Origin of the sequence: Catalinimonas locisalis (assembly GCF_038039535.1) — a bacterium.
In the GTDB taxonomy this organism is placed as follows: Bacteria; Bacteroidota; Bacteroidia; order Cytophagales; family Cyclobacteriaceae; genus Catalinimonas.
In genome coordinates this window covers 482867-507698 of record NZ_JBBPHP010000001.1, presented here as the reverse complement: position 1 = coordinate 507698, position 24832 = coordinate 482867, and the positions used below count along the sequence as shown (strand labels likewise).

Below are 24832 nucleotides of genomic sequence, written 5' to 3'. Positions count from 1 at the left end.
CACCCTATAGTGAATATACATTGCCTACTTCTGAAAGCGGAATACATCCTTTTTGATCACCCGGTACCGGTTCGTAAGTCAGCAGATTTTTACCCACTTCTTCCGATGAGAAGTAAGCAGAGATCACTATGGCTTTGAACTGACGATAAAAAGGCACCGGCTTGATATCGCCGATAGTCTCTCCCCAGATAGCATGGTTGATATGTCCGGCCTTTTTCTCCTGTTCCAGCAAAAAAGCTTCCTGGTCCTCAGCGGAAAGGTTGGCAAAAGTTTTTCCATGTACCTTCTGACAGCCTTCTTCAAAGGCCTGTATACCCTGGGTAAAATTCTGCTGATCTTTCTCTGAATAGATATTTTTGACGAATACATCAATGTATTGATCAATTCCCAGGTCTTTAGCCCCTGGTGTTTCTGTTCTGGGCAATATGCACTCCGCCATAGCAGATACAGTTTTGGCCTGCGCCTCGGTAAAGAACTGCGGCTTCCATGTCAGTTGAGGCTCCGACTTACAGGCGGTCCATAACTGACTTAAGGTAGATGCGGAAAGGGTATAGCCTAAAATTAGCCCGCTTTGCTTTAATGCTTCTCTTCTGTTCATAGGATCAAGCTTTAAGATTTCTTTTTTTCATTTCGCTTACTGCGTGATCTACCGCACGGGCGGTAAGTGCCATGTAGGTGATGGATGGGTTTACACAGGAGGCGGAAGTCATACAGGCTCCATCCGTTACGTACACATTGGGTACTGCATGTACCTGATTGTACTTGTTCAGCACAGAAGTTTTAGGATCGCGACCCATACGGGCTGTGCCCATCTCATGAATTCCTTTGCCGGGAGCTCCTATGTTGTCATAGGTCTGTACGTCTTGCAAACCGGAGGCTTCCAGCATTTCTTTGGCATCGCTCATCATCTGTTTGCGCATTTCCAGTTCGTTCTCCTTAAACTCACAGTCAAAAGTCAAAGTAGGTAAGCCCCATTTATCCTTTAACTCATGGTTCAGCGTCACTTTATTGTCATGGTAAGGTAGACACTCGCCAAAACCCACTAATGAGAGGGTCCAGGGTCCTGGCTTAAAAAGCTGATCTTTAAAATCTTTACCCACTCCAGCCATATTGGCCCCACGTCCCCAGTTCTCACGTCCCGAATCACCCTGATAGCCATAGCCTCTTAAGTAGGGCAGCTTTTCTTTAGCCGGATCAAGATTACGGTAACGGGGAATGTATGGGCCGGTAGGTCTTCTGCCTTTATAATACTGATCTTCAAAACCATCGTAGGTACCATAAGCACCTACTTTGTAGTGATGGTCCATGAGGTTGTGCCCCAGTTCGCCGCTATCATTGCCTAAACCATTGGGAAATCTGTCGGAAGTGGAGTTGAGCAAAATCTGTGTAGAACCCAAAGCAGATGCGTTACAAAAGATCACGGGAGCATAATATTCCAAGGCTTCCATAGTCTCCTCGTCAATGACGCGTACTCCGGTGGCCCTACCTTTCGCCTCTTCATAAATGATAGAATGTACGATTGAGTGAGGACGCAGTGTCATATTACCGGTACGCTCCGCAGCGGGTAGGGTAGCGCTATTACTGCTAAAGTAAGCACCATAGGGACAGCCTCGGGAACAACGGTTACGGTATTGGCATTTGCCCCGGCCCAGTTTGAGATGTTCTTCGGTAGGCTCTGTCAGGTGGGCTACTCTGCCGATAGTGAGGTTTCTGCCGGGAAACTCAGCTTCTATTCTTTTGCGCACATGCTGCTCTATGCAATTGAGCTCCATAGGCGGGAGAAACTGCCCATCGGGTAGTTGAGGCAGGTTAAGTTTTTCGCCGCTAATACCGGCAAAGGTTTCTACATAATCATACCAGGGAGCAATATCCTGGTAACGGATCGGCCAGTCTACGCCATAGCCATCTTTCATGTTGGCCTCAAAATCCAGATCACTCCAGCGGTAACAGTGCTTACCCCACATGATAGACCTGCCGCCGGTATGGTAGCCCCGAATCCAGTCAAAACGTTTGACTTCGGAATAAGGGTTATCAATATCATCTACAAAGAAGTGGCGGTCAGATTCGCTCAGGAAACCGGTACGGTGCTGCTTATGCTGGCGTTCGTACTGCTCAGGCGTAACCGCTCCTCCGAACTCAAAATCCCAGGGATCTTTGTTCATCGTAGGATAGTCCTGAACGTGCCTGACCATGCGTCCTCTTTCCAGCACCAGGGTTTTTAGCCCTTTCTCACAAAACTCTTTGGCAGCCCAGCCACCACTAATACCTGAGCCGATGATGATAGCATCATAGGTATGTTCTTTATTTGCCTTGATATTAAGATTTGCCATGTGATAGCTTGTTTACATGCGGATTTTTTTAGTTGTATTCAAATCACAGTCAGGAGCAATAAAATAGTGGAGAAACTTTCTTCAAATATTTTATTTCTGGTCTATGTTATGAACTCACGATGCTGAGTCTTTTTTCTGCTAATAAATGCTCCTGTCCATCCTCAAAACGAATGACAAAGTTTCCCAATGCTTCCATACCAAATTCATGAAAGGGAAGATCCTGGATAATATAGTAGTCTTCCGCCTTTAGTTCAAACTTTTTATCCCCCAAGACAAGGGTATCACTTCCAGTAATTCTACAAATTTTACCATTGATTTCTTTTCCCTCAAAATCATCTCCAAATTCAAACCTCACATAGATTTCCTGCCCAATTCTAAACTGATCCTGATTTCCCACGCACTGTTCTTGCTGGTCCAGGGAATCGCAAAATTTGATGGAATATTCCGGGCTGGTGGAGCATCCCATCATCAGGCTAATGGCTCCCCAGTACAGTAGCAATCTTTTGCTCATTGGTAAGTGGCTGTTTTTTTAAGTCTTTGTATACAAACTCTAATGGTGCATTATTCTTGACAATGCTGTAAATATCTTCACCCTTAAAATCAATTTTCTGGATATCGCGTACCTGTCCTTCAATGTAGAGACCAGTAAGTCTGTTAGGAATCCACTCAAAAGAACCGTCGCCATTGTTTTTGAGAACAGTTCCATAACTGGCATCGTACCTGCCTCTTTCTATGGTTACTTCATAGAAGTTTCCTGCCATCAGCAACTCATCCAGCCCATCTTCATCCATATCCTGGGTATAAATCGCCTGTACTGGTGACATCTGTGCCTGTAAAGGAAAAGGCTGAAAACTGAACTCCATATTTCCTTCATTGACAAAAACCCCGGAGCGCAACTCATAAACCTGCAATTTTTCTGCTCCTTCCAGCATATCTCCCGGAAAAACCTCATCCACATCTGCTCTGGCAAAATCAATGTATTTTACAAAGCGATTTTTGATATCGGTCAATTGTGAGCCTATCTCATCCTTGGTAGCAAAGAGGTATTCTTTTCCACCTACATAATAGGTCATAATCTGCTCCAAACTTCCGTTGTCATCTATATCTTTCACATAGAGGGTCAACGGTTCTTCTACCGAGCTTTTTAGCTTGGAGTTAAGTCCCAGATTACCGCATACCAGATCCTGATCACCATCTCCGTCAATGTCAGTAATTTCTATGGTATTCCACCAGCCATGCGTCTGGGCGAGTGATGCTGGTTCTGCTTCTTTCAGACTACCTCCTTCATTTTTGAAAATAGTGATGGGCATCCACTCTCCTACTATAATAAGGTCTTGCTGCCCTTCGCCATCTGCATCCGCCCAGGCTGCGTCTTTGACCATACCCACTTCTGAGAGTCCGGGAGCTTTATCTTTGGTTACATCCACAAAATTCCCGTTTCCATCATTTTCCAGCAAATAGCTTTGAGGAGTAACTCCGTAGTGGCGGGGCACCACACGACCACCAATAAAAAGGTCCATGTCGCCATCCTGATCATAGTCGGCACTGCATACTACTGAGCCATTGACATAAATTTGAGGCATTGCTGCGCGAGCTCGGGTAAAATTCCCGTTTCCATCATTTTTATAGAGCCTTACCATCAGCGCTTCTTCCTCTCCCTGAAATTCGTTACCTCCGCTCACTACAATCAGGTCAAGATCCTGATCACCGTCAACATCAACAAACTCTGCTCCCACATCTTCTGCCACGCTATCTGCCTGCAAAGCCGCTTGTGGTAACTTTTGAAAACTATTATCAGACTGCACATAAATTGCTGCGGGCTGCCACTTCGCTCCTCCCACAAAAAAATCTTCTTTCCCATCTCCATTGATGTCTCCCACTGCCATTTTAGGACCTTCGGTAGAGGACATATGAGGGATGAGCAGCTCGCGGTTAAACTCAATGAAAGTATTTTCCTCATGCTTATAACCTACATCCAACTGGTCAGAAACATCTTTAAAGAGGGTTTGCTGAGGTTTTGAAAAATCATACTTGCCGCTGGCATTACTTTGTTGAAGCGCTAATGTGGTATCCACTTCCACATCATACAGCACCTCGTACTGGTGATCGGGCCATATTACCACCAGAGAGTCCAGTCGGTTTCTATTCCCCAGGCCGATGATCAAATCAGTAGGTACTGATGACTGATAGCCTCGCGTGGCGTATACTTCCTGTATAAGCGTTTGGGAATCAAGAGGAATGATTACACGGGTGCCAACCCCTTTGGTATTGGGCGCTGTGCCCTCAAATTTGAGCTTGAGATAATGATGATCGTTCGCTTTTTGAGCACTATCAATACTACGGTTTTTGTAGATAAAGGCTTCCTGATCAATGTTATTGGTCACCAGGTCCAGATCGCCGTCATTATCCAGGTCTGCGTAGGCAGCTCCGTTAGAAAAAGACTCTTGTCCCAGGCCCCAAGCTTTTGACATATTTGCAAAGGCCAGCCCACCTTTATTCTGATACACTACATTAGGGATTTTGACGATGGGCATTTTTTCTACCAGCGCCATATCTTCACTGGTAAGGTCACCCTCCAGCCGATGCTGAAGTGCGTCATTGGAGATATAGCGGATGTAGTCCAGATCGTTAGACCGCCTCTTGATGCCGTTGGCTATATAAATATCTTTGTGACCGTCCAGGTCAAGATCGGCCATGAGGCTGGACCAGCTCCAGTCGGTAGCGCTCATGCCGGTCATCAGGCCAATTTCGCTGAAGTGCCCTTCGCCCATATTGAGCTGAAGGGTATTGCGGGCAAACTGATGATTATAGCCGTACTTGAGCTTGTAATTATACACATCATAAGCATCTTCTCCGGCAGAGGTTTTCAGTTTGACCGGATCAGCAGGAAGCATGTCAAGGGAGACAATATCGGGCAAGCCATCATTGTTGATGTCGCCAATGTCATTGCCCATAGAAAAACGGCTGGTGTGTTTGATGTACTCCTGCAGCTTCTCGCTAAACGTGCCATCCCCATTATTGATATAGAGGTAATCATTCTCATGAAAATCATTACCAATATAAATATCGGGATAACCATCCCAATTGAGATCTCCTACTGTGATACCCAATCCATAGCCTAAAGCACTGCTGTAAATACCACTTTCTTCTGTTACATCCGTAAATTTTCCTCCATCATTTCTCAATAGCTTATCACCGGCGAGAGGGTGTGTTTCGTCTCTGAGGCTGGCTTTACCAAAAGTACCATTGGAGTGTACCGAGTGGTTGAGCATGTACATATCCAGGTCGCCATCCAGGTCATAGTCAAAAAAAGCGGCCTGGGTACTGAAGCCTTTGAGGTCAAGACCATATTCGGCTGCTTTTTCTTCAAAGGTAGGCATACCTGCAGCATCATTGCCCATGTTGATATACAGCTGATTTTTCCCACGGATATTCTGGTAATCGCCCAGTTGGCTTACATAAATATCCAGTTTGCCATCCCCATTCACATCAGCCATAGTCACACCAGTAGTCCAGCCTCCTTTTCCTTTTACATTTGCCTGCTCGGTAATGTCCTGAAATTTGAAATTACCTTTATTAATATATAGCTTATTATTTTCCAGATTGGAGGTAAAATACAGATCGGGCAGATCATCTCCGTTGAGATCGCCAGCGGCCACACCTCCTCCATTGTAAAAGTAGAGGTAGTTAAAAATATTCATCTGAGGCGTTTCCGTCAGCGTGTTCTGAAAATCTACCCCTGTATAAGATGCGGGTAGTAACTCAAACAACTGCTCAGAATCTGAGCGGTCACCGCAGGCTGCACTAACGATCAGAAATAGTAAGGGCAGTATTCGCCTTCGGCTCGCCTTGGTATTCATATATTTCAGGTAGGTCATTATTTTTTGCTACGATAAGCAGTTTTTTATTTCCAATCGTTTTTGCCACTTCCATTTTGCGTACCTCGCCATCAATGTGTAATCCACTTTTATTCCCTTTTACCACTAATAGTTGGCCATCTTCAGCTTTTAGCATCAGCCCCGTATTGGCATCATAGCGTCCTTCTTCTGGTTTTACTCCCGAAAAATTTCCCGCCATCACATAATCTGTTTCCATATCCTGATCAAAATCATCAGCAGCAATGGCATAGATCGGTGAAAACTGTACTTCTTCCGGCAGATTATAAAGGCTGTATGAGCCATCCCCATTATTGATTACTACAGATGACTGCAGGTGATGTACTTTATTGACTACTGCATTGTTCAGTTGCTCTTTGCTAAACACCTGAGACAAAGTCTTTCCGGCATAGTCTTCATAATAAGTAAAGTCTTTCTTCAGAAAATTCAGCTGTGCCACCAGTTCATGTCTCAATGCCATAGGATACAAACTATCTCCCTTGTAACAGGCATATACGTGATCTACTGTCTGGTTATTGTCAAAATCGCTGATATATAATTCCAGGGGCTTTTCTTCACTAGCCTTAAACATGCTGTTATTCCCCCAGTTTCCAACGATGAAGTCCATTTCTCCATCTTTGTTGACATCGCTCACCTCAATACTCCTCCACCATCCGTTGGTTTTGGTGAGACCGGGCACATTGTGTAGACGTTCTAAATTGGCGCCATTATTTTTAAACAAAGTGATAGGCATCCAGTCTCCTACTACTACCAGATCCAGATCATCATCATTGTCAAAATCAGTCCACTGCGCATCGGTCACCATACCGAAAGAAGCCAGCTTTGGCGAAACGGTGGCGGTAACATCACTGAAGTTACCTTTTCCATCATTCTCAAGTATATGACTGGTGGCAGCTACACCATACTGAAGCGGAATGCCTCGGCTGCCTACAAAGAGGTCCTGATCCCCATCATTATCAAAATCTGCATTCCGCACGCAGGCACCCATTTCACGCAAAGGAGGCAGGGCACGCTCATTCCGTTCATAAACTGGCCTGCCGTTACTAATGGACGTAAGCAGGTAAAGACGATCCTGGTACTCGCGGGCATTTTCGCGGAAGGCATTACCTCCACTGACTACGTATAGGTCCATATCGCCATCATTATCCGCATCAAAGAATTGAGCGTCTACATCCTCATAAATACTGTCCTGGGCTATATCCCACTGTTCGCTAATCTCAAAACCTCCTTTGCTGTTTTGCAGATAAATTTTACCGGATTTTCCATGTGCTCCGCCAATATAAAAATCATCCAGGCCATCCTGATTGATATCGCTCACAGTCAGTGCCGGGCCTTCTTTGGAGAGCATATGATAGACCAGACGTTCGTAGTCAAAGTCTACAAAAAGATCTTCCTGATGGGCAAAGGGGGGATTGAGCACATTATTTTGTTTCCGAAAAACTGTCTGTTGATTATCGCCTCTAGGTAATGCTGTTTGATCTGCATCTTTGATATCTAAGGTCAAATGCTGATTGGCTTTTACCTCATATAATTTCTGTACCTTATCATCATATCCCCAGTGTATGATCAGACTGTCAACGCTTTGCAGACTATCTATCCCGATGATCATGGCATAATCCATAGAAGACTGAAACCCTTTAGTAGGCACATTCTCCTGCATAATATGATGGTCTTTTACGTAGGCATGAACCCTAGCCCCTACTCCAAAACGATTTTTGTCAGGACCTACAAACGAAAGTTTGAGGTAGTTGTTCTTCAGGCGTTTCTCGCTATTATTTCTGTAGACAAAAACTTCCTGATTGACATTGTTGACGATCAGGTCCAGATCACCATCATTGTCCAGATCGCCATAAGCTGCACCATTGGAGAAAGAAGGCTCATCCAGTCCCCAGTTTGTTGATACATTCTCATAAGAAAGGCTACTGTCTTTTTTGAAAAGGTAGTTGCTAAGCTTATTGGAAGGCATTCGGTCTACCAATTCCTGAAAGTCAACGGTTTCTTTGCGCATAGCTTCCAGCATGGCTTCATCGCTCCCGATAAAGCGGATGAAATCCTGGTTGGTCACATCTTTGTAAATGCCATTGCTGACAAAAATCTCTTTGTTGAAATCATTATCAAAGTCGGCGATTAAGGCGCCCCAACTCCAGTCAGTAGCATGCACTCCGGCCAGTTGTCCTATTTCTTTGAAAGTACCGTCCTGGCTATTGAGCTGTAATGTATTGCGCATGTACTGCTCATAATAGTCGTTTTTCAGCTTAGTTTGGTGCACATCATAAGACTCAAAATTGGTCATAGTCTTGAGCCGCTCATCGGTCTCGGGAAGCATATCGGTGACGAAGACTTCAGGGTAACCGTCATTGTTCAGGTCGGCGGCATCGGCACCCATAGAGAAATGACTGATGTGTCCCATTCGCTGAGGTAATTCATCTTTAAAGGTGCCATCCTTCTGGTTGATATAGAGATAGTCTCTCTCAAAAAAATCGTTGGACACATAAATATCAAGCCAGTTATCCTGATTGACATCGGTAATGGTCACGCCCAGGCCAAAGCCGATTACACTTCCGTAAATCCCTGCTTCCTGGCTAACATTTACAAAGCGATTATTGTCATTTCGGTACAGTTTATCTCCTCCTGTACTATCCCTTACGTGCCGGATATTTTCCAGCCCCAGTGTAGAAACCGGCCGAAAAGAGTTATTGAGCACATAAACATCCAGGTCACCATCTTTGTCATAGTCAAAAAATACGGCATGCGTGCTAAAGCCTTTATCGTCAAGCCCATAAGCGGCTGCCTGCTCACTAAAAGTAGGTAAGCCATCAGGACCATTGCCTTCGTTGATGAAAAGCTCGTTTTCCCGATGGCCGCCTTCTATATCTCCTGAGTTACAGACGTAAATATCCAGTAGGCCATCGCCATTCACATCAGCCATGCTTACTCCGGTAGACCAAATCTTTTCGCCTCCCACACCGGCTACTTCAGTAATATCCTGAAATTCAAAAGTCTCACCTTTAGCATTAGCTTTATTCAAATAAAGACGATTAGGCTGCATATTGGCAGTGAGGTAGACATCCGAGAAACCATCATTGTTGATATCTCCTATGGCCACGCCACCACCGTTGTAGTAATTACGATACCTGAATACGTCAAAGTCTTTGCTGAGGCTGAGTTCATTGGTAAAATCAATGCCTACTTCACTTTCTGAGAGGGGGGTAAAAAGGTGGTCACCGGCATCCGAACAGCCCCAAACCAGCAGTGCTATCAACCAAAAGCTATGTTTCATGATACCCTTAATCAAATGTTGTTCTCTTTCTATCCTTCCAATGGCTGGAGCATAGTAGTAGTTCCCCGAAAGATAAAATCTTAAAAAGAAAATAGAGCAAGCAGCATATAGCTACCTGCTCTATTAACTATTGAGAAAGCTATTCTTTCAGCTTAATATCCAGGATTCTGTATCAGGTTAGGATTGGAATCCAAAGCCTGCTGTGGTATAGGATACAGCACTCTGAAAGGGTCAGTAACTTCTTTGTCGCCCCAGGTATCATCAAAAGTACCAAACCTGATCTGATCAGTTCTTCTGATACCTTCCCAGTATAACTCTCTTCCTCTTTCATCCAGAAGCGCGGCATCATCCAGACTGCTAAGCGGGCTTGCACCTCTCAATTCTCTGAGTTCATTTACCATCGCCAGAGCTTCGCCTGTCTGTCCGCTTCTATACATTGCTTCTGCTTTCATTAGGAAAACATCTCCATAACGTAGCTGAATATACCTTCCCTTGTCAGCCGGGTGGTACTTGATAGCGCGGTAACCATCGTCAGTATCCGCACCAATCAAAGGTACTTCAGGTTCAAAAGACAAAGGCTGATTATTTCTGCTGTTGATAATCACTGTACCACTATCACTATACTGTTGCCCATCTAAGAACCCACGACCAATACCTGAGAAAGGAGTCCCATCGGGAGTGGCTTCAATTCCTTTTCTAACATCACTATCTTCAAACTTCGCATAGAAGTCGGCAAGGGTAGCAAAACCATTCCAACCACTAGGGTTATTATCGTAGTGAAGTGTCATATAATACCTGTTTTCAGGATTACCGGCACCTTCACGGTTTACGAAAATAAGTTCACTTTGAGCATTTACTGTGAAGTTCTGATAAAATTCTTCCTCCAGCGCATAGCCTTCAGCTTCTACCATATCAGCATACTCAATTACCTTGGCCATATCAGCCGGATCAAAAGTAGGGCTAAGCGCACCCTGTTCATTTACTTCTGCCATGTATACACCTTTATTGAGGTAAAGCCTGGCTAACATGGTAGCCGCTGCTGCTTTGGATGCCTGATCGTTAGTAGGTGATGGCGCTAACGAGGGAAGATTTGGCAAAGCTGCCTCAAGGTCTTCTAAAACAAAATTGAAAGCTTCTTCACGGCTAAATACCCTGGGATCTACTTCTACTCCCTCATTTACTTCTCTAAAAGGCACCTGCCCATACATATCCATGACGTGCCACATGTAAAATGCTCTCAAAAACCTGGCCTCTGCCTCCTGCTGCGCAGTGGGAGCAGGATTGTCTGAGGCAAGCACCTGATTAGTCAGGAATACACGGCTGTTTAATAAGTTCCATGATCCAAGTACATACTGGTGAGTAGCATCCCAGTTATGAGCATGTAGCAAACGCCACACACCATTATCCCCCCAGTCCGTACCTCTGGTTGGGGGAATCATTTCATCTGAGGAATGCACCTGAAGCGCATAAATATTCGCCTGATCAGCAAAGGTACCAAGTTGATTATACGCTGATTCTAAAAGCGCACCGGCATCTCCAGTAAACTCACCGCTTTCGGTTTCTGTTACGATTGATTCCAGTTCCTCCACTTCCAAATCTGTACAGCCTATGTAAAATAAGCTGAAACAGAGAAGCAGTGCTAAACTTTTTAAAGATTTATGATAATACATATCAAAGATTGTTTAATCATTAAAATGAGACATTGAGTCCGAACAAGAATGTTCTTGCTCTGGGGTAAGCAGTATAGTCAATCCCGAAAGAAGGCACATCATCTATTGCTTTGTTCACATTCACTTCCGGGTCTTGCCCGCTGTAGTTTGTGATGACAAATAGATTTTGCCCGGTAAAATAGAGCCTCAGGTTAGATAAAAACTCAACATTTTCCATGTTAAAATTGTACCCTAATGTCAGGTTCTGCAACCTTACAAACGATGCATCTTCCAGAAAGCGGGTAGAAACCTCAGGGGCATTGACACGCGACTCGCCATTTCCAACCACATCACGCGTGACATTGTTTCCCCCTGCCAATGCTCCGGCAGTAAAGTAGGCGTTCTCAGTATTATTATATACATACTGACCAAATTGGCCATTGAAGAATATACTCAAATCAAACCTTTGGTAATTAAAATTATTTGTGAAGCCCACATTGTATTTTGGCAGTGGGCTACGGCCTACAAATTGCTGCACATCACCTTCAGGGTAGATAGTTTGCCCATCATCAGCAAAACCTCCGAAAGGACGTAAGTAGTAAGCAAAAAGAGGTTGATTGTTTGCGATACGTTGGGCAAAAGCACCTGATAACCCCTGACCGCTAATGGCACCTGTATTTACTAAACCATCATAGTTTTCTATGCGGTTATCGTTATAAGAAGCGTTTGCTGAAATTGACCAGCCGAAAACTTCAGTATCTACCGGGTCAGCATCTACTACCACCTCAATACCTTCGTTAATTACATCCATGTCCAGATTTTCCCACACAAAGTCAGTAGGTGCAGGCTGTGCGCTCTGGGTTACAAAGAGGAGATCCTGAGTAGTCTTATTATAATAATCAACTGAACCTCTTAACCGATTATTAAAAAATCCCCAATCAATCCCAATGTTGATTTGCGTAGTAGATTCCCATCTCAAGTCAGGGTTTTCAAACGCAACAGGTAGTCTGCTACTTGGTACTACTGTTACTCCAGTGGGAGATACGTTGAAGCCTTCCTCGCTATAGCGCTGGCGGCTTGTGTAGCGATTGCTCGGGAACTCCTGATTACCAGTAACACCATAACCGGCTCTTAACTTAAGGTCAGTAAATGCTTCAGGCACAAAATCTTCGTCGCCCAGTCTCCATGCTGCAGCAAATGAAGGAAATACTCCATACCTGTTTTCTTCACCAAAACGGGTAGAACCGTCTGCTCTTACTGTTGCCGTCAAAAGATATTTATCAGCAATGTCAAAGTTCACACGACCGAAGAATGACTGCAGTTCATCTACTCTATAGCTAGAGTTTGCGATAATGCCCCCTAAACCTGAAGTATAGTTAACCGAAGCAAGGTTGTTCAGAATTAAATCAAGATCTGTTACCCTGAACCCAGCGGCCTGTGTTGTTTTGGTTTCTCTCTGGAAACGCTGATATGAGTAACCCACTACCGCATCCAGCCGAAGGTTATCAGATAGGTCATTATTATATGTAAAGTAGTTTTCCATCAGTGTATTGATGGCATTAACATCTTCAAAAGCAGCGCGCCCCTGACCCACAATACCCTGTACAACCAGATCCGGGGAATAGCCAGCCTTACGGGTAGAAGCTGAACGGTCACCTCCCAAAACTGTCTTGAAATTAAGACCTTCGGCAATTTTAAAATCAAAGGTTACATTACCCAAAGCTCTTACAGTATTGGTATAATCATTACTAAGCTCTAAAAATGCAACAGGGTTAAGCTCGGTTACACTTCTTTGGTATAGCTCACCATCCTGATATACCGGATAAGTGGGGTTAAGCTTCAACGCAGCTCCCAAGAGGTCACCGGTGGCACCAGCATTGTCAGAAATAGGTACGTTATTATCACGAATATCAGATACAGTTACCTGTGTACTTACCGTCAAACGATCATCAATAAAGCTACTTGATCCGTTAAAACGCGCTGACAGCCTTCTCAATCCGCTCCTGTTTACAATACCTTCCTGATCCGTATAGCCTAGTGAAAGTCTATAGCTTCCGTTGTCATTACCTCCACTATAAGATAAGTCATGGTTGTGAGAGATTGCGGTTCTTAAGATTTCATCCTGCCAGTCTGTATTAGCTCCAAGATCCAGCGTTTCCAAGGCCTCATCTCCAGCAGAAAGACCATTAATATCAGCATACGCCGCTACAAACTCATCAGCATCTAAGAGGTCGTACTTTTTGGTGATGTTACTGATCCCTACATTATAAGAATAGTTCAGAGTACTTTTTCCGGCTTCCCCGGTTTTGGTAGTGATAAGCACCACTCCGTTGGCACCCCTAGAACCATAAATAGCTGTAGCAGAGGCATCCTTAAGAATGTCTATGCTGGCAATATCGTTGGGATTCAAGAAGTTAAGCGGGTTTCTGGCTGAAGAACTACCGGCACCTACATCTGCTCCACCTCCACTTACGTCCTCACCTGCCAGCGGCACACCATCTACTACAAATAGAGGGTTATTTCCACCACGTACAGAAGAAGTACCACGAATTCTGATATTTACGCCCGCACCGGGCTCTCCACTTGCCTGGGTGATCTGCACCCCTGCAGCACGTCCCTGAATTAATTGCTCAGGAGAAGCAATTACTCCGGCGTTAAAATTTTCAGAACTTACAGATGATACTGCACCTGTTACATCTCTTTTCTCTTGTGTTCCATATCCGATCACGACAACCTCGCTAAGTGACTGGACATCAGCCTGTAGTTCTACATTAATCGTAGAGCGTCCATTAACCTGAATTTCCTGGGTTACATAACCGATAGATGAAAACACCAGCACATCACTGCCTTCTGGCAGCGTAACATTATAATTTCCGTCCAGATCGGTCACAGTACCTGTGGAAGTGCCCTGTACCAATACGTTCACACCAGGTAAAGCCCCTTCCTCAGGAGCCGTTACTGTACCAGAGACCGTGGTTTGCGCATACGCTACACTGGCAACGCTAAATGCACCAAGCAGCGTTAGGATATACCTAAGCTGTGTAAAAATTCTCATAAGCAGTTAGTTAACTTGTGTAAATAAATTAATCAGATAACGATTCAGCTAAACAGCTGTTTGAAAAAATGATATAAATTTCTCAAAAACTTGCCAAAATTAAACATAAATAATAAGACAACCACAAAATTATTTATCATTATTATGAACAATGAAATATAAAGAAATTTCAAAAAAACTTATCATTCACTGCATTATATGAGATATTCCTATGTATCTTATCAAAATATAAAAATGCGCAATCGGTTTTTATTACGTTTTTCTCAATTCCTACCTTTAAAAATATTTCCATTAGGTTTTCTACCGTGACCTCTTTTTCTCAATCCACTATTAAATATCTCATGCTTTTGCGTAATATTTTGCTCAAAAATTACCATATTAGAGGTTAAAAAAAGTATTTTTGTTCGGGGAAAGAGCATTGTCCTTCAGCCAGACAGTACTTTGTTGAACGCTGGAAAACACTTTTTGAAGTGGCAATACTTAAATGATAGGATTACTTACATGCATAAGAACATCAGGCTGTTTTTCAGTTAAATTGCTAACAGTCCTGTACTGACGAACTAATTAAACTAGAACTATGAGAAGTATACGATTTTTTCTAATGGCAGCCTGGCTTTGTTTAAGTCTCGGTGCTTTTGCGCAAACAACAACTTATCAAGTTGCACCATTTCCAGTAGGAAATGACAATAACGATGGCATCAACAACCCCTTAGCTACGATTACAGAAGCCATTGACCGGGCAGCAGATAATGATATTATTAAAGTGTTGGCGGGAGAATATGAAGAAGGAAATATTCTAGTAAATAAACCTCTAACTATTACCGGCCTAGGTGAAAACGCAAGCCTTGCACCTGCTGTTGGTGATACTCAACTATTCAATATCACTGTTGGTGGTGTAACCATAGTAGGGCTAGAGCTTATAGGCAATACTAATGCAAACGCTATTTTATTAGGGGGAGGTAATGGGCTTACCATTCGTCAAAATACTATTTCTGGATTTGCTTCGGGTATTGTAGTAGCTCAAAACGCAGGCGTTAGCATTAGTAATAATTTCATCAACAACAATACAAATGGGATACAAATTGAAACCGGGGCATCTATTACTGGTACCATCAGTGAAAATAATCTTTCAGGAAACACTAATAAAGCTATTTTAAATGGTTCTGGTGTTTTAGTAAATGCTCCGAATAATTGGTGGAGTTCAGAAGGTAGCATCCTACAGGACGTGACTGGGTCAATTACAGGAAATATTGAATATAGTCCTTGGTTAAAACTCTCAACAGATACAGAACTACAAACGGAAGGTTTTCAACCTAACTTTGCTGCTTTAGCTATTTATAAGCGTAATAATGACGATCCAGAATTATTGGATAATGCTTTTTCTGCGCTGGATGAATCAGGACAGCTTACACTTTATGGCAGCACAATTTCATTTAACGCTTTAGATGTAGACAAAGCCGCCACTTTAATAGGAGTTACGTACAATAACAATACTCCTGTTATTGAAAACCTTAGCGTAAGTTTAATTAACAACAATGGAGTTAGTATAAACAATGTTATTCAGGTCAATGAGATTACATTAAACAGTGGAAATATCATTGTTGACTCGGAACAAAACGGAAGATTACGATTAACAGATCAAGCCATTGAGGGCCTTTCAGAGCAAAATGGAAGAATCATTGGTAGAGTCACATCAATTCCTAAAAATGTGCCTGCTAATGAAACTTTTAGCGCTTTAGGGATAACTATTGCACCTAATGATGAGACTGGTTCAGATGCCCTTACGAACTTATTTGTAGAGCGGATTACTGGTGGCGCAGGAATAATCCAAAATCAGGTCAATGGGGAGACATTTCAGTCTATTCGTACATATTGGAATATCAGTGTAGATAATGATAATTTCAGTTCACGCTCCTTAACTTTATCATGGTCTTCTATTTATGATAACAATGTTTTCCCCAGTGTAGCAATAGTTTGGAAAAACTCAGGAAGTGAGATAGTTGAAGATAACTGGGTGCAAGTTAATGAGATACCTATAAATGCTGTAGTCAGTGCAACTGAGAGAAGTATAGAGGTAGATGTATCTAGCTTCTCTCAATATACCGTTTCAGATGTTAACAAACCCCTCCCCGTAGAACTCACCTCTTTTTCTGCTTCTCTACTGGAGCCGCATGTGGAGCTGAACTGGGAAACGGCTTCTGAAATTAATTCTGACTTCTTCGCAGTGGAGCGTAGTGAAAATGGTAAAGATTTTAAAGAGGTAGGTAGGCTCAAGGCTGCCGGTAACTCCAATGTTCCTCTCGAGTACCGCTACATAGACGAGCAGGTGGCCAATCGCCTGAGCGGTTCGGTATTTTACCGCCTGCGTACTGTAGATTTTGACGGCTCCTTTGAATACTCTGACATCACTACAGTTACTCTCTCCGACGACGATATTCCTATGATTACTGCCTTTGCCCGTGAAGGACAGCAAAGCCTCAAGCTTTTCACCCGTGCTATTGAGCCTGGTGACTACCGCGTGTGGATCACCGACCTCAGCGGACGCAAAGTGTTTGAGCAGGACTTACAGCTTGCGCCTAAAGAATCTTATGAATTGGGTGTAGGTAGTCTGTCACAATCCATCTATCTGATTCGTTGCGAAGGAAAGCAGCTCGCTTTGTCCAATAAATTCAGGGTAGAAGAAGTAGATTAAAGACTTTTCCTGCTGATTTTGAGGTGATAAAGATTGGAATCCAAGTGCTAATCTTCTATTTTTGCGACCTTGAATCAGAAAGTTCATCTAACCTTATATTGAATAATGGCAAATAAAGGAAAAGTCGTACAGGTGATCGGGCCTGTAGTAGACATTAGCTTTGAAGGAGAAAACTCTAAGCTGCCTAATATCCTGGATGCGCTCATCATCAACCGTCCGGATGGCTCTAAGCTGGTATTGGAAACGCAGCAGCACCTGGGTGAAGATAGAGTACGTACAATCGCTATGGAAGGTACTGAAGGATTGGCAAGAGGAATGGAAGTGATTGATACAGGACAACCGATCAAAATGCCTACCAGCGATGAAATACGGGGGAGACTTTTTAATGTAGTGGGTGAAGCCATTGACGGCCTTCCTCAACCTGCTTTTGGAAAAGGACGCTCCATTCACAACACCCCTCCCAGATTTGAGGACCTCACTACTTCTGAAGAAATCCTGTTTACCGGAATCAAAGTTATTGACCTCTTAGAACCTTATTCCAAAGGAGGAAAAGTAGGTCTGTTTGGTGGTGCAGGTGTGGGTAAAACTGTACTGATCCAGGAATTGATCAATAATATTGCAAAAGCTTATTCCGGTTTTTCTGTATTTGCCGGCGTTGGTGAAAGAACCCGTGAGGGAAATGACCTGCTTCGCGAATTTATTGAGGCTGACATCATCAAGTATGGCCACGACTTCAAAGAATCTATGGAAGCCGGAGGCTGGGATTTGAGTAAGGTAAACCTGGAAGAACTGAAAACATCACAGGCTACGCTGATCTTTGGACAGATGAACGAACCTCCCGGAGCACGTGCCCGTGTGGCGCTTTCCGGACTATCCGTAGCGGAGTATTTCCGTGACGGTGCCGGCTCCGATCAGGGAAATGATATTCTTTTCTTTATTGATAACATCTTCCGCTTTACCCAGGCTGGCTCTGAGGTATCAGCTCTTTTAGGACGTATGCCTTCCGCAGTAGGGTATCAGCCTACGCTGGCTACTGAGATGGGTTCCATGCAGGAAAGGATTACTTCAACCAAGCGCGGTTCTATTACTTCCATACAAGCAGTATATGTACCGGCAGATGACCTTACTGACCCTGCACCGGCCACTACTTTTGCTCACCTGGATGCGACTACTTCTCTTTCCCGTAAAATCTCCGAGTTGGGGATTTACCCCGCAGTAGACCCTCTGGATTCTACCTCGCGTATACTGACAGCAAGTATCGTAGGAGATGAGCATTATAACACTGCACAACGCGTAAAAGAGCTATTACAGCGCTATCAGGAGCTACAGGATATTATTGCTATCCTCGGAATGGACGAACTTTCTGAAGAAGATAAAGAGGTGGTACATCGTGCACGTCGTGTACAGCGCTTCCTGTCTCAGCCCTTCTTCGTAGCGACCCAGTTTACCGGTATCCCCGGGGAACTGGTAGATATTAAAGACACCATCAAAGGATTTAACATGATCATGGATGGTGAGCTTGATCACCTGCCTGAACCTGCGTTTAACCTGAAAGGTACTATTGAACAGGTAATTGCAGCGGGTGAGAAAATGGTGGCAGAAGCCAAGTAATATTTGCAATATTCACGGCAGGGATAATTACTTCCCTGCTTTTTAATATCATAAAGTATGCATCTGACGATCATTACTCCAGATAAACAGGTTTTTGACGGTGAAGTAGAAATGGCCACATTTCCCGGCAGCGATGGCTCTTTTCAGGTATTGAGAAACCACGCTCCATTGGTAAGCTCATTAGGCAAAGGTGATATTAGCTATCGTACCCGTGATACTACTGCCAACGTATATGTAGAAGGTGGTGTAGTGGAGGTTTTGAACAACAACATTACTGTTTTGGCCGAAAAAGCCTCTTAGGAAGAAAGATTACTGATTTAGATTGGAAGCGGGTGCTGAGAAGTGCTCGCTTTTTTTATGGCAACTGGTTTTTTCTTACGAAAAGCCGACCGATATGACTGAGCATCCGCTTCTCAAAGGCCCAGAAAAAACGAAATTGGCCAAATATAAAGCCGTAAGCCAGTAATATTACCTGATAAGCAGGTAAAATAGTCAGCAGGTAATAAGGGACTTTGATCCAGGCCGATGTTTCTTCTGTAATGCCGGCTAAATTATACAAAGGCTGTTTTAAAAACATCACTGTAAAACCGGTACAGGCAAATACGATCAGAATGACGATGACCTGCCAGATACTTTTCACTTCCCAACGACCCTGTAATTTCTCAAGCCAGCTCATAGTAGTTGATTTGAGTGCAAATTGTTTTTTCCAGTAAGAATATGTCTAACATCATTCTGGCTATTTATAAGATACAAGATAAATTTATGTGAGATGGTGAAAAGCCCTCCAATAGATGGTATCAGGGGGTGATGCCTCAAAAAATACTCTTTCTTTTTTGACAGGATGCACAAAACTTATACTGCGGGCATGCAAAGCAATATTCTGGTCAGCATTGGGAGAGGGGTAACCGTACTTGATATCTCCTTTGATAGGGCAACCCATGGCTGCCAGTTGTACCCTGATCTGATGAGACCTTCCGGTTAAAGGTTTTACTTCCAGCAAATAATCATCTTTTTGCTGGGCTTTCAAAACATAATCAAGCACAGCTCTTTTACTTTCGCTTACTTCTTTATTAAAGGTTTTGGTCACGTTACGGCTATTATCTTTTCGTAGCCAGTGCACCAGTTTACCTTCAGGAGCCTCAGGTCGGGAAGATACAATCGCCCAATATGTTTTTTGTACATCTTTGGTTTGAAAGAGGCGATTCATCCGGCTAAGTGCTTTGGAGGTACGAGCCATGACTACCACTCCGCTTACCGGCCTATCCAGGCGATGTACCACACCAAGAAAAACCGCTCCTGGCTTGTTATATTTTTCTTTTAAATAAGCCTTGCCAGCTTCTACCAGAGGTTCATCGCCTGTGATATCTCCCTGCACCAAAGTACCCGCCGCCTTATTGATAACCAGCAAATGGTTGTCTTCATATAAAATATCCGGTTTTATCATCAAGGGTGAAGCTACAAAAAAATCATTTTTCAGAGAATGCGAATCTCATTATTTCAGCTTTTCGCACCTGATCTCCGCGGTATTCTGCCAACAACATGCTTCATAGTTATATACTGACAAACGACTGAATCTATTTTGCGCATCTTCAAAATTCATGCGCGAGCTGATTTTTTTACCACAACATGAAGTAATGGTAGTTTCAAAAAACTCACCATCAGGAGCAAATGAACCTATGAACTCAAAATACGCGCCTCGCCTATCGGTCCACATGTGATGCCAGGTATCTGTGCTTGATTGATACTTGCTAAGCCCTCTGCCTTTTATGCCTAGTTTTTTTACTTCCAGATCCTCCTGTATCAGGTTTCTACCCTGAATTAGTTTTACCTCACTATTGATGCTCATAGTCTCACCAGGCTCACAATATTTGATATGCCATTTTCCTACTTTATATCTGAAGAGGGTCTCCGATAATTTTTCATACGAATGAGCTTCTCTAAGTGAAAAAAGATAAGGCCCCACCAATGCAGCAAAAATTAAAGATGCCGATGTCATTCTTTACTCTTTAGCCGTCTTTGGTAATGAATCTGCCAGATTTGCCGCCAATTTTTCCCTCCATCTTCTGAAGCCTCCCAGGTCCAGAGCAGGCTATCCTCTTTAATCTCAGAAAATACCATCCTGAGTATAATGCTAGTGCCCTCTTTGGTGAGCTGTTCGGTAGAAAAAATGCGCTTATCTCCTTCTACTTCACCTGTAAAATTGAAATAGCTCCCTTGATTATCTGTCCAGGCCTGATGCCAGCTTTGAGAACGGGGATTATATACGGAAAGGCTCATCCCTTTCAGAGGTACTTCTTCCTTTTCACTGTATGACGCAAAGTTTTCCTGTATCACTTTTCCGTCCAGAATTCTGACAATCCGATTATAGCCTATGCTTACACTACCATCTTCATGGTACCACCTGAGATCCCATTCTCCTAGCCAGAAATCAAAATAACTTTCCGGAGCAGGAGGTTCATCATTGGATAAGGCATTAAAACTTAGCAGACAAAAGAAGAAAAGCAGATGAGATGTGTTACTGCATTTTTTCATAACAACTGTTCTTTTTCAACAAAATGCCATGAATAAAATCGCTAAAGGTACATCCCGATAGGATTAGACTCTTTATTCCAGATTAGTTAAGCTGTTTTTGCAGCTTAAGCTGCTGCTTACGAAATTCAGTAGGCGAGGTTCCGGTTGTTTTCTTAAAAGCATTATAAAAGGATGCTTTGGTATTGAAGCCTGCGTCAAAAGCCACTGCCAGAATTTTGACATCCTGATAGTCTGCATCCGCCAATAAGCGCTGAGCCTCCTCTACACGGTAGCGATTGATAAAGTCGGAAAAGCTTAGCCCAATTTGTTCGTTAATAATCTGCGAAAGATGATGCCGGGAAATCTGTAAAGCACCTGCCAGATCATCCAGCTTAAGCTCAGGAGACAGATAGGCTTGCTCCTGCTTCATATATTGTAGTAAATGCGCAGTATATGCTTCCGCTTCCTGTGCATTGAGTCCCGATTTAGCATATTTTTCACCGGTTTCTTCAGCATATCCCGCCATAATTTCCGGCTGACAATATCCCATATAGCCTACAGTGTAAATAAAAATTGTCATAGAAGCTGAGATTGCGTAATCGTACATGATATTGAAATCAATGGTATGAACGAGCAGATAGTAACTTACGAAGCTTAAACTAAATCCCAGATAACAATACGCTGACTTATGCATCCACTTCAGTTTTTTTGAGGTAAAATCATCTCCCTCCAGGCTGAGCTGCTGCTGTATTCTTAGGTAGATAAAGAGATAAACGCAGTAGGCTACTACATGAACATTCAGCGAAACAACTCTGAACAACATTGCCTGCCTGCTATACAATACATTGGTTACGCTCTGGCTCAGTGCTGAAGTCTCTACATTGAAGTAAATGGGAGCATACCATACAAAAACCAAGGTAAAAGGTAAATAATGTAGCCAATCTTTTCGCTCAAAGGCTTTTCCGTTGAGTCGGTGGAAATACCCTAAAAATAGTGGCCCGATAAGCATAGGGAAGAGCAGCACAATGCCAAAGGCCCGGTGAATGTAATTGATGTATTGTGTCCAGTATGCTACATAGTATACCAACGAAATGGCAAAGAGCAGAACGATGGCTGACAACAGGTGATTGGCCGATCGCTTTCCTTTTTTATGAAAATAGATTACCCAGGAAAGGAATAGCCCCTGAGCCGCAGCAAACAGAAAGATGATGGTCCAATGGTCTAGGGAAGGAACTGAGGGATTCATTTTTCATTAACTTATTCACTCAATTTAACCAATCTCCTTCAGTAAATAAAGCCTGTCTTTTAGGGTAACAATTAGTTTTGACCGAGCAAATCATTTTAAAAGAAGGTTAGGATAAAAAAAAACTGCTTCCCAATGAGAAGCAGTCTTATATAATTTCAGAAAAAGTTTAATACCTAGTTTTCAGGATTTTGGCCTTGTTCTTCTTCTATTAGTTTAGTGATTTGTTGCTGCACCTTGGGGCTATTCTGATACGCCATCATAATCTGACGGTACTCGTCGAACTCCATACCTTCTTCCTCTACCGCTGCGGCAATCTCAGATTGAGTCTCTCTCTGTACATTCATCACCTTTTGTGCTGCTTCATTAAAAGTAGCCATTTCATCTGCAGATGCTTCAGCATCAGCTTGTGGGTCCTGCTGTGCAGTGGCAATCTCATTAAAACGATTCACATCCATCTCGGTCTCTTCTATCGCCTGAATCATTTTCTGTTCAGCTGCCTGCTGCACCTGCACTACACTTTTATTGGCTTGTATAAATGTTTTTAATTCTTCATCGGTAAAATTTTCTTTTACCGGCTGCTGTTGCGCAGCACCTGGTAGGCCTTGGGCATAAAGATCTGCCGAACTAATCATCAGGACAGAAAGGCTTGCGCATAACATTGCAAAAAATTTACTCTTCATAGTTTTCATACGATAGTCTTATTTGTTCCAAAAATTTGTACTTAAAAGTACTAAAGATTAACCTGACACTTGCCAATTGTTTTCAAAAAAATTGTATTTCTCCCATATTATTTGAAATTTTCAAATAATATACTTGAATTCTACAATTGACTTTCTATGAAGAGATCACTCTTAGCTTAGTATTCAGAGGTAAAATGGAAGTCAATATCAGGGAAGTTTTCCTGTACCATTTGCAACCAGGCTTTGGTTTCTGCCATAAACACATACTTGCCTTCTTTATCTTTGGCGATGTAGCGTTCTTTGGAACGGATAAACTCACGCAGCTTTTTAGGATCTTTACTACTGATCCAGCAGGCTTTGTAAAGGTTGATAGGCTGGAAAGTACATTTAGCCCCATACTCATGCAGCAGACGATACTGAATGACATCAAACTGTAGCACACCCACTGTTCCTACTACTCTTCTGGAACCCATCTCGTAAGTAAATAACTGCGCTACTCCTTCGTCCATAAGTTGGTTAAGACCTTTATCCAGTTGCTTGGTTTTCATGGCATCCTGGTTAATCACCTCTTTAAAAATCTCCGGTGAAAAGCTGGGAATCCCTTTAAAGGTACCCTTCTCCCCTTCGGTCAAAGTATCACCAATTTTCAGGTTTCCGGTATCATATAAACCCACAATGTCTCCGGGAAAAGCTTCCTCAATGATCTCCTTATCCTGTGCCATAAAGGCGGTCACATTGGAGAATTTGAAGTTTTTATCCAGACGGGTATGGTAGTAGTTTTTGTTACGCTCAAACTTACCGGAACATACTCTCACGAAGGCAATACGGTTGCGGTGACGAGGGTCCATATTGGCATGTATCTTAAAGACAAAGCCGGTAAACTTTTCTTCTTCAGGATCCACATCTCTTTCCTCAGTGGCACGGCTTTTCGGAAAAGGAGCAATGTTAATAAAAGTATCCAGCAGCTCTTTTACTCCAAAGTTATTGACGGCACTGCCAAAAAAGACGGGTGCTACTTCACCACGACGATAAGCCTCAATGTCAAACTCAGGATATACGCCATTGATCAGCTCTTCATCTTCACGAAGCTGAGCGGCGAAATCTTCCCCAATCTGCTTTTCCAGCGCAGGATCGTTGATATCTTTAATACTCACCCCTTCATTCTGTAGCTTTTGCTTGCTGGGCTGGAAAAGAAATAAACTCTTATTATACAGGCTATATACACCTTTAAAGCGCTTACCCATGCCAATAGGCCAGCTCAGCGGGCGCACTTTGATATTCAGTTTGGCTTCAATCTCATCCAGCAGATCGTATGGATCCTGACCTTCCCGGTCCAGTTTGTTGATGAAGGCGATGACCGGCGTATTACGCATACGGCAGACTTCCATAAGCTTTTCAGTCTGCGTCTCTACTCCCTTTACGCAGTCAATGACCATAATGACGCTATCTACTGCAGTTAGGGTACGGTAGGTATCTTCAGCAAAATCCTGGTGACCGGGAGTATCCAGCAAATTGATTTTGATGGGTTCAGCATGACCGTTCTGGTACTCAAAACCCATCACGGAGGTAGCTACTGAGATACCTCTCTGCTTCTCTATCTCCATAAAGTCGGAGGTAGCGTGCTGTTTGATTTTATTGGATTTTACCGCTCCGGCAGTTTGTATCGCTCCTCCAAAAAGGAGTAATTTCTCCGTAAGGGTAGTTTTACCCGCATCCGGGTGACTGATGATACCAAAAGTTCTTCTCTTCGCTATTTCTTGTGTAAGATTCGCCATGTAAATGCGCTCGCTTTCTTTATATGTATGTTGTTCTTAATGCTATTTGAATCCGCTAAAACTTTGTATTGCCTCAAAAATCAAATCCTCTCCAACGGTTTCAATAA

The 24832-nt window shown here is 43.1% G+C and carries 17 protein-coding genes; 3 read left to right on the top strand and 14 right to left on the bottom strand.

Features of this window, described 5'->3' with window-relative positions; genetic code table 11:
* Positions 1-4: 4 nt before the first annotated feature.
* From WJR50_RS02115 to WJR50_RS02085, 7 genes are all read right to left on the bottom strand, one after another.
* Positions 5-598, bottom strand: coding sequence for a gluconate 2-dehydrogenase subunit 3 family protein (locus tag WJR50_RS02115; RefSeq protein WP_341291560.1), 594 nt, complete (start codon positions 596-598; stop codon positions 5-7).
* Positions 599-602: 4 nt separating this feature from the next.
* Positions 603-2330 (bottom strand): GMC oxidoreductase, encoded by a 1728-nt coding sequence (locus WJR50_RS02110; protein ID WP_341291559.1) that lies wholly within the window; start codon positions 2328-2330, stop codon positions 603-605.
* 106 nt (positions 2331-2436) lie between these two features.
* The gene (locus WJR50_RS02105; RefSeq protein WP_341291558.1) at positions 2437-2841 is read right to left on the bottom strand and encodes a hypothetical protein; all 405 of its coding nucleotides are present in this window, start codon (positions 2839-2841) and stop codon (positions 2437-2439) included.
* Positions 2804-6190 (bottom strand): VCBS repeat-containing protein, encoded by a 3387-nt coding sequence (locus WJR50_RS02100; protein WP_341291557.1) that lies wholly within the window; start codon positions 6188-6190, stop codon positions 2804-2806. The genes WJR50_RS02105 and WJR50_RS02100 overlap by 38 nt, the downstream gene beginning before the upstream one ends.
* Positions 6135-9506 carry a VCBS repeat-containing protein gene (locus WJR50_RS02095; protein WP_341291556.1) on the bottom strand — a complete coding sequence of 1124 codons (3372 nt, stop codon included), beginning with the start codon at positions 9504-9506 and terminating at the stop codon, positions 6135-6137. Before WJR50_RS02095 ends, WJR50_RS02100 begins: the two co-directional genes overlap by 56 nt.
* Positions 9507-9658: 152 nt before the next feature.
* A complete protein-coding gene (locus WJR50_RS02090) occupies positions 9659-11176 on the bottom strand; it encodes a RagB/SusD family nutrient uptake outer membrane protein (RefSeq protein WP_341291555.1) in 1518 nt (505 codons plus the stop codon).
* Positions 11177-11195: 19 nt separating this feature from the next.
* Complete coding sequence (locus WJR50_RS02085) at positions 11196-14210, bottom strand: SusC/RagA family TonB-linked outer membrane protein (RefSeq protein WP_341291554.1); 3015 nt, start codon at positions 14208-14210, stop codon at positions 11196-11198.
* A gap of 577 nt (positions 14211-14787) precedes the next feature.
* Between WJR50_RS02085 and WJR50_RS02080 the strand changes: the two genes are divergently transcribed.
* The 3 genes from WJR50_RS02080 (at position 14788) to atpC (ending at position 18813) form a co-directional block, all read left to right on the top strand.
* On the top strand, positions 14788-16902 hold the full coding sequence (locus WJR50_RS02080; protein WP_341291553.1) for a right-handed parallel beta-helix repeat-containing protein: 2115 nt from the start codon (positions 14788-14790) through the stop codon (positions 16900-16902).
* A 105-nt stretch (positions 16903-17007) separates the two neighbouring features.
* On the top strand, positions 17008-18513 hold the full coding sequence (gene atpD, locus WJR50_RS02075) for a F0F1 ATP synthase subunit beta (protein ID WP_341291552.1): 1506 nt from the start codon (positions 17008-17010) through the stop codon (positions 18511-18513).
* Positions 18514-18570: 57 nt separating this feature from the next.
* Positions 18571-18813: an ATP synthase F1 subunit epsilon gene (gene atpC, locus WJR50_RS02070; RefSeq protein ID WP_341291551.1), complete on the top strand. Its 243-nt coding sequence runs from the start codon at positions 18571-18573 to the stop codon at positions 18811-18813.
* 55 nt (positions 18814-18868) lie between these two features.
* Here atpC and WJR50_RS02065 read toward each other — a convergent pair whose 3' ends face one another.
* From WJR50_RS02065 to WJR50_RS02035, 7 genes are all read right to left on the bottom strand, one after another.
* Positions 18869-19189, bottom strand: a complete 321-nt coding sequence (locus WJR50_RS02065; RefSeq protein WP_341291550.1) for a DUF6787 family protein — start codon at positions 19187-19189, stop codon at positions 18869-18871.
* Between the two features lie 84 nt (positions 19190-19273).
* Positions 19274-19957: an RluA family pseudouridine synthase gene (locus tag WJR50_RS02060; protein ID WP_341291549.1), complete on the bottom strand. Its 684-nt coding sequence runs from the start codon at positions 19955-19957 to the stop codon at positions 19274-19276.
* 48 nt (positions 19958-20005) lie between these two features.
* The gene (locus WJR50_RS02055; RefSeq protein ID WP_341291548.1) at positions 20006-20509 is read right to left on the bottom strand and encodes a hypothetical protein; all 504 of its coding nucleotides are present in this window, start codon (positions 20507-20509) and stop codon (positions 20006-20008) included.
* Entirely contained in the window at positions 20506-21045 is a 540-nt protein-coding gene (locus WJR50_RS02050) for a DUF1579 family protein (RefSeq protein ID WP_341291547.1), read from the bottom strand. The genes WJR50_RS02055 and WJR50_RS02050 overlap by 4 nt, the downstream gene beginning before the upstream one ends.
* Before the next feature lie 82 nt (positions 21046-21127).
* Positions 21128-22270, bottom strand: a complete 1143-nt coding sequence (locus WJR50_RS02045; RefSeq protein ID WP_341291546.1) for a helix-turn-helix domain-containing protein — start codon at positions 22268-22270, stop codon at positions 21128-21130.
* Positions 22271-22443: 173 nt separating this feature from the next.
* Positions 22444-22950 (bottom strand): DUF4168 domain-containing protein, encoded by a 507-nt coding sequence (locus WJR50_RS02040; protein ID WP_341291545.1) that lies wholly within the window; start codon positions 22948-22950, stop codon positions 22444-22446.
* 176 nt (positions 22951-23126) lie between these two features.
* Positions 23127-24725: a peptide chain release factor 3 gene (locus WJR50_RS02035; protein ID WP_341291544.1), complete on the bottom strand. Its 1599-nt coding sequence runs from the start codon at positions 24723-24725 to the stop codon at positions 23127-23129.
* Positions 24726-24832 lie beyond the last annotated feature (107 nt).

Coding starts and splice junctions, on each gene's coding strand:
- WJR50_RS02115 (WP_341291560.1), bottom strand. CDS start 598: ATGAACAGAAGAGAAGCATTAAAGCAAAGCGGGCTAATTTTAGGCTAT.
- WJR50_RS02110 (WP_341291559.1), bottom strand. CDS start 2,330: ATGGCAAATCTTAATATCAAGGCAAATAAAGAACATACCTATGATGCT.
- WJR50_RS02105 (WP_341291558.1), bottom strand. CDS start 2,841: ATGAGCAAAAGATTGCTACTGTACTGGGGAGCCATTAGCCTGATGATG.
- WJR50_RS02100 (WP_341291557.1), bottom strand. CDS start 6,190: ATGAATACCAAGGCGAGCCGAAGGCGAATACTGCCCTTACTATTTCTG.
- WJR50_RS02095 (WP_341291556.1), bottom strand. CDS start 9,506: ATGAAACATAGCTTTTGGTTGATAGCACTGCTGGTTTGGGGCTGTTCG.
- WJR50_RS02090 (WP_341291555.1), bottom strand. CDS start 11,176: ATGTATTATCATAAATCTTTAAAAAGTTTAGCACTGCTTCTCTGTTTC.
- WJR50_RS02085 (WP_341291554.1), bottom strand. CDS start 14,210: ATGAGAATTTTTACACAGCTTAGGTATATCCTAACGCTGCTTGGTGCA.
- WJR50_RS02080 (WP_341291553.1), top strand. CDS start 14,788: ATGAGAAGTATACGATTTTTTCTAATGGCAGCCTGGCTTTGTTTAAGT.
- atpD (WP_341291552.1), top strand. CDS start 17,008: ATGGCAAATAAAGGAAAAGTCGTACAGGTGATCGGGCCTGTAGTAGAC.
- atpC (WP_341291551.1), top strand. CDS start 18,571: ATGCATCTGACGATCATTACTCCAGATAAACAGGTTTTTGACGGTGAA.
- WJR50_RS02065 (WP_341291550.1), bottom strand. CDS start 19,189: ATGAGCTGGCTTGAGAAATTACAGGGTCGTTGGGAAGTGAAAAGTATC.
- WJR50_RS02060 (WP_341291549.1), bottom strand. CDS start 19,957: ATGATAAAACCGGATATTTTATATGAAGACAACCATTTGCTGGTTATC.
- WJR50_RS02055 (WP_341291548.1), bottom strand. CDS start 20,509: ATGACATCGGCATCTTTAATTTTTGCTGCATTGGTGGGGCCTTATCTT.
- WJR50_RS02050 (WP_341291547.1), bottom strand. CDS start 21,045: ATGAAAAAATGCAGTAACACATCTCATCTGCTTTTCTTCTTTTGTCTG.
- WJR50_RS02045 (WP_341291546.1), bottom strand. CDS start 22,270: ATGAATCCCTCAGTTCCTTCCCTAGACCATTGGACCATCATCTTTCTG.
- WJR50_RS02040 (WP_341291545.1), bottom strand. CDS start 22,950: ATGAAGAGTAAATTTTTTGCAATGTTATGCGCAAGCCTTTCTGTCCTG.
- WJR50_RS02035 (WP_341291544.1), bottom strand. CDS start 24,725: ATGGCGAATCTTACACAAGAAATAGCGAAGAGAAGAACTTTTGGTATC.